This window comes from Thiocapsa sp., assembly GCF_011390875.1.
Taxonomy (GTDB): Bacteria; Pseudomonadota; Gammaproteobacteria; order Chromatiales; family Chromatiaceae; genus Thiocapsa.
Genome location: NZ_JAABRP010000252.1, coordinates 1 through 5,980, shown reverse-complemented (window position 1 = coordinate 5,980; position 5,980 = coordinate 1). Strand labels below are relative to the sequence as shown.

Below are 5,980 nucleotides of genomic sequence, written 5' to 3'. Positions count from 1 at the left end.
GCTCGGTCTAAACCGCGTCTCACCGGGGTCGAGGACATCTCCGAAGCCAAACGCAGAATGAAAACGACGCATCTCGCTCCGGATGCGGTTTAGGACCCTTCGAGCAATCGACTCGGCACGCAAACAACCCCGACTGCCCGCCGGGAGGTTCAACCTATGGTACACTTCCGGAGCTTCATGGCCCCGATCCGATCACGCAGTACAACATACAAAAACTATGTCAAAAGACGACGTTATCCAAATGGAAGGCACGGTCACCGAGACCCTGCCGAACACTGTTTTCAGGGTCGAGCTGGAGAACGGTCATACCGTCACGGCTCATATCTCCGGCAAGATGCGAAAGCACTATATCCGCATCCTGACGGGGGATAAGGTCACCGTCGAGCTGACCCCTTACGACCTCACCAAAGGCCGTATCGTCTATCGAGCGCGATAGGCACGTCCGAAACGAAAAATCCGCAGACGCCGGACAGGGCTTCCCCGAAACGCAGCACGAGGGCAAAGAGGCCGGTGCCTTCGGCGGATCGACGTCGCCGCCCCAAGTCGATGCGGCCTCGGGCTCTTGCGCGTCGACCGACACCCCGTTGTCGGTGACGCCATGATCGCTCTGAGCGCTAGGCGACGTCTGTCGCCCGGCTGCGTTTCATAGCGAGCGGGGCTCGCCGTTGATGTCGAACGCGAGCGTATCTCCCTGTACATGGATACGCACGTTTCCGCCTGTGATCAGATCACCGAAGAGAAGCTCGTTTGCCAAGGGCTTCTTGATGTGGTTTTGGATCACCCGGGCCATCGGTCGGGCGCCCATCTTCGGATCGTAGCCCTTCTCCGCCAGCCAGGCACGGGCATCGGCGTCGATCGTCAAGCTCACTTTCTTCTCTTCGAGCTGCTGTTCGAGCTCGAACACGAACTTATCCACCACGCTGCGGATCGTCTCCTCACTCAAGGAGCCGAACTGCACCACCGCGTCGAGCCGATTACGAAACTCGGGCGTGAAATAACGCTTGAGCGCTTCGATGCCGTCCGTGGAGTGATCTTGCTCCGTGAAGCCGATCGAGCGTCGCGCGGTTTCTTCCGCCCCGGCGTTGGTCGTCATCACCAGAACCACGTTGCGGAAGTCTGCCTTTCGACCGTTGTTGTCGGTCAGTGTCCCGTGGTCCATCACCTGCAGGAGCAGGTTGAAGACATCGGGATGGGCCTTTTCGATCTCGTCGAGCAGCAAGACCGCATGCGGGTGCTTGTTGACTTCTTCGGTCAGTAGACCGCCCTGATCGAAACCGACATATCCCGGCGGCGCGCCGATCAGACGCGAGACCGTATGGCGCTCCATGTATTCGGACATGTCGAAGCGCAGAAGCTCCATTCCGAGAATACGCGCCAACTGACGCGTCACCTCCGTCTTGCCCACACCGGTCGGGCCGGTGAACAGGAACGAGCCGATCGGCTTCTCTTCGGTCCCCAAGCCCGAGCGATTCATCCGGATCGAGGAGGTCAAGGCATCGATCGCCGCATCTTGACCGTAGACGACCATCTTGAGGTCGCGATCGAGGTTCTTGAGCGACTCGGTGTCGGAGGCCGAGACCTTCTTCGAGGGGATGCGCGCCATCTTGGCGACGATCGCCTCGACATCGCCGACGTCGATGCGCTTCTTGCGCTTCGCCGGGCTCTTGAGCTGCACGTGTGCACCTGCCTCGTCGATGACGTCGATCGCCTTGTCGGGGAGATGGCGATCGTTGATGTAACGGTTCGACAGCTCCGCGGCCGCGCGCAAGGCCGGGTTGGTGTAGGTGACCTGATGATGTTCTTCGAACCGACTCTTGAGTCCTTTCAGGATCTCGAAGGTCTCCTCGACCGACGGCTCCTCGACGTCGATCTTCTGAAAGCGACGCGCCAGCGCTCGATCCTTCTCGAAGATACCGCGGTATTCCTGGTAGGTCGTGGAGCCGATGCACCGCAGATCGCCGGAGGCCAGCACAGGCTTGATCAGATTCGAGGCATCCATGACCCCGCCCGAGGCGGACCCGGCGCCGATGATCGTATGGATCTCGTCGATGAAAAGGATTGCGTGACGCTGGCGTTTCAGCTGTGCGAGGACCGCTTTGAGCCTTTTCTCGAAATCACCCCGGTACTTGGTCCCGGCGACCAAGCCGCCGAGATCCAGCGAATAAATGACGGCGTCGCCGAGGATTTCCGGAACCTGGCCGTCGACGATCTTCTTCGCCAGGCCTTCGGCGATCGCGGTCTTGCCGACTCCCGCCTCGCCGACGAAGAGCGGATTGTTCTTACGCCGCCGGCAGAGGATCTGAACCGTGCGCTCCACCTCGGCGGCACGGCCGATCAGGGGGTCGATCCGCCCCTGGCGCGCCATCTCGTTCAAGTTGGTCGCAAACGTCTCGAGCGGACTGCTGCCTTCCTTTTCCTCGCCGCGCGGCTCGTCGACATCGCCGGAGATCTCGTCGTCCTGACTCTCGCCGGGGACCTTCGAGATGCCGTGCGAGATATAGTTGACGACATCCAACCGAGTCACATCCTGCTGATTGAGCAGATAAACGGCTTGGGAATCCTGCTCGCTGAAGAGCGCCACGAGCACGTTCGCCCCGGTAACCTCCTTCTTGCCGGCGGACTGAACATGGAAGACCGCTCTCTGCAGGACGCGCTGGAACCCGAGTGTCGGCTGCGTGTCCCGATCCTCGCTGTCCGGGATGAGCGGCGTGGTCTCGTCGATGAAGGCCGTGATCTCGCGACGCAGCTTATCGGCATCCGTGCCGCACGCCTTGAGAACCTTCGCGGCGGTCGGGTTATCGAGAAGCGACAACAGCATGTGCTCGACCGTCATGTATTCATGGTGCTTCGCGCGCGCCTCCTTGAAGGCCCGGTTCAGCGTAAATTCGAGTTCTTTGCTCAGCATTGGCCTAATCCAAGCAGGGGTTGACGAAACGGTGTGAGCCGCTGCAGCGACCAGGTGTGTCGGGCTCTAAGCCTCTTCCATCGTGCACATCAAGGGGTGCTGGTGACTGCGCGCAAAGTCGTTCACCTGCGACACCTTGGTCTCGGCGATGTCTTTCGTAAAAACGCCGCATACCCCTCGACCGCGCGTGTGCACATGCAGCATGATCTGCGTCGCCTTCTCGCGATTCATTGCGAAGAAGGTCTCCAGAACCTGCACCACAAACTCCATCGGTGTGTAATCATCATTCAGCAACAGGACCTTGAATAGGGGTGGCCGACGAAGTTTAGGCTTCGCCTCCTGTACGGTCAGCCCTGATTCGCGCTCCTCGCTTGGAAGGTCGTCACTCATGATTCGGGATTCTAGGCAAAATTTTGAGGGTTGCGATGTCGGTCGCACGGTTCGGCGCGATATCCGACCCGACTCCAGGAGTATCCCGGACCGGGCCATGACGCCTGCGTTCGGTTTCCGCACGGACCGACCCGTGACGCGGATCGGTTTGGAGCGCCCCTGAAGATGTCGGTTTGACCCCCGAAATCACCTTACTATACTACGCAGTTATGGCGCGGTTCCGAGGTTTCAAGGCACCCGTCAGACAACAACAACGATGACCACCAACGAGAGACCTGCAACTCCTGGAGGAGCCCTTAAATGATTACCGGTGTTGTCAAGTGGTTCAATAACGCCAAGGGTTACGGGTTCGTGCAACCCGATGGCCGCGACGAGGACGTCTTCGTCCACTTCTCGGCCATCGACATGGATGGCTATAAGACCTTGCGCGAGGGACAAAAAGTCCAGTTCGAGATCAGTCAGGGGCCGAAAGGCCTGCATGCCGCCAATGTACATCGCGTCAGTTGATCGCCGTGCGCTGAGCACTCGCGATCGTCCGTACCGGGAGGCGACGTTACGCTGACATTCGACGACAGCCGGGGGCGGAAATCCTTTCCGCGCCCCTTTTTTCTCAGGGGTCGGCAACCCCCAACCCCCGCCGGTCAATCCATCCGCGCAATCACAGCATCCCCGAAGCCCGAGCAGCTGAGCTTCGTCGCCCCTTCCATGAGTCTGTCGAGATCGTAGGTCACGGTCTTGGCCGCAATCGCGCCTTCGACACCCTTAATGATGAGGTCGGCCGCTTCCGTCCAACCCATGTGCCGCAGCATCATCTCGGCGGAGAGGATCAAAGAGCTTGGATTCACCTGATCCTTGCCGGCATATTTCGGTGCGGTCCCGTGCGTGGCCTCGAACATGGCGACGGTGTCGGACAAGTTCGCCCCGGGCGCCATCCCGATGCCGCCGACCTGCGCGGCCAAGGCGTCCGAGATGTAATCGCCGTTGAGGTTGAGTGTGGCGATCACGTCGTAATCCTTTGGGCGCAGCAGAATCTGCTGCAGGAAGGCATCGGCGATCACGTCCTTCACCACGATCTCCTTGCCGGTCTTCGGATTCTTGAAGCTGCACCAGGGTCCGCCGCCGATCTCCTCGGCACCGAACTCGGACTTGGCCAGATCGTACCCCCATTGTTTGAAGGCACCCTCGGTGAACTTCATGATGTTGCCCTTGTGCACCAGGGTCAGCGAGGCGCGGTCGTTGTCGATCACGTACTGGATCGCCTTGCGCACCAGACGCTCCGTCCCTTCGCGTGAAACCGGCTTGACGCCGATCCCGGAGGTCTCGGGGAAGCGGATCTTGGTCACGCCCATCTCGTTGCGCAGAAAGTCGATGACCTTCTTGGCCGCAGCCGTGCCTTCCTGCCATTCGATGCCCGCATAGATGTCTTCGGAGTTCTCGCGGAAGATCACCATATCGGTATGTTGAGGTTCCTTGAGCGGGCTCGGCGTGCCGCTGAAATAACGCACCGGACGCAGGCAGACATAGAGATCGAGCTCCTGGCGCAGGGTGACGTTCAGCGAGCGGATGCCGCCGCCGACCGGCGTCGTGAGCGGGCCTTTGATGGAGACCACATAATCCTTCACCGCAGCAAGCGTCTCCTCCGGCAGCCAAACATCCTCGCCGTAGGTCCGGGTCGACTTCTCGCCGGCATAGATCTCCATCCAGTGGATCTTGCGCGACCCGCCGTAGGCCTTGTCCACCGCCGCGTCGACCACCGCACACATCACCGGCGTGATATCGATGCCGATGCCGTCGCCCTCGATGTAGGGGATGATGGGGTTGTTCGGTACACGCAGAGACAGATCCGGGTTGACCTGAATCTTCTCGCCGCCCGCAGGGATCTTGATGTTGTCGTTGGCCATGTGGAGTTGCTCTCTTCGGATCGCCCAAAAGAGGTCATGCTACCACTGCCAACTCGGCTTGCGCAGATCCCGAGCGGGGACGCCGAAACCCACAGCGTCCAAACGCTACCACGGACTTTCGAAGGTGAGGAGAAGGCGATACCGAGCGCGCGTGGGTTTCTCGGAAAGCAGTGTGGTCCCGCGCGCGTCGGGACAAGGCGCGCCGACGAGGCGTAGCGGCCCCAACGACGAGAAAGCGCAACGCCGGCCCGGCGTGAGCGTGGCGTGCAATGCGGCGAAAAACCCACGTGCGCTCGGTGTAAATTGCACAGGGCCGCGCCTAGGGCTCGGCCAGGTCTCGCGAGGCACCTCGCCGCTTAAAAATCGTAGACTCGCGGACCGTGTGAAAACCGGCACATGCCCGCATCGGGCAAGGCCGGTCGAGTGCGCGTCAAAGGCAGTGCAGTGTACCCGGATGCTTGGTCCCGGGAGTCAACTCGCACCGGGGTGCATGCTCGAAGAGCTCCACGAAGCTCTCGAGGTCTTGGGCAACGACGTCCCAGATCCCCATAGGACCTGCGCGCGAGATACTGGCGAGGCGCCAGTTGTTGCTCGACGCGGCAGCATCGTTGGTCGTCCGCGCGACTCGTCTCCGACGCGCGCGGGACGTTCCCTGCTTTCGGAAAAACCCGGGGACACTCGGTATACAATCGAAGGATGATTGCGCCGACCTCCACACCCCGATCCGCCCGCATCATTGTCGGCCTGTCCGGCGGCGTGGATTCCGCCGTTGCCGCCCATCGAC

At 60.9% G+C, this 5,980-nt stretch carries 5 protein-coding genes; 2 read left to right on the top strand and 3 right to left on the bottom strand.

Annotated features, from left to right (window positions below; translation table 11 throughout):
* Positions 1–217 precede the first annotated feature (217 nt).
* Positions 218–436: a translation initiation factor IF-1 gene (gene infA, locus GPT33_RS16395; protein WP_007193303.1), complete on the top strand. Its 219-nt coding sequence runs from the start codon at positions 218–220 to the stop codon at positions 434–436.
* Between the two features lie 207 nt (positions 437–643).
* Here infA and clpA read toward each other — a convergent pair whose 3' ends face one another.
* Together clpA and clpS are read right to left on the bottom strand one after the other, a co-directional pair.
* Complete coding sequence (clpA, locus tag GPT33_RS16390) at positions 644–2,905, bottom strand: ATP-dependent Clp protease ATP-binding subunit ClpA (protein WP_296810986.1); 2,262 nt, start codon at positions 2,903–2,905, stop codon at positions 644–646.
* Positions 2,906–2,971: 66 nt separating this feature from the next.
* Positions 2,972–3,295, bottom strand: coding sequence for an ATP-dependent Clp protease adapter ClpS (gene clpS, locus GPT33_RS16385; protein ID WP_296810982.1), 324 nt, complete (start codon positions 3,293–3,295; stop codon positions 2,972–2,974).
* A gap of 300 nt (positions 3,296–3,595) precedes the next feature.
* Here clpS and cspD point away from each other — a divergent pair, with 300 nt between their 5' ends.
* The gene (cspD, locus tag GPT33_RS16380) at positions 3,596–3,802 is read left to right on the top strand and encodes a cold shock domain-containing protein CspD (RefSeq protein ID WP_007193300.1); all 207 of its coding nucleotides are present in this window, start codon (positions 3,596–3,598) and stop codon (positions 3,800–3,802) included.
* 134 nt (positions 3,803–3,936) lie between these two features.
* On the opposite strand, the gene icd is transcribed toward cspD, so the two are convergent.
* The gene (icd, locus tag GPT33_RS16375) at positions 3,937–5,196 is read right to left on the bottom strand and encodes an NADP-dependent isocitrate dehydrogenase (RefSeq protein WP_296810979.1); all 1,260 of its coding nucleotides are present in this window, start codon (positions 5,194–5,196) and stop codon (positions 3,937–3,939) included.
* Positions 5,197–5,980: the final 784 nt, after the last annotated feature.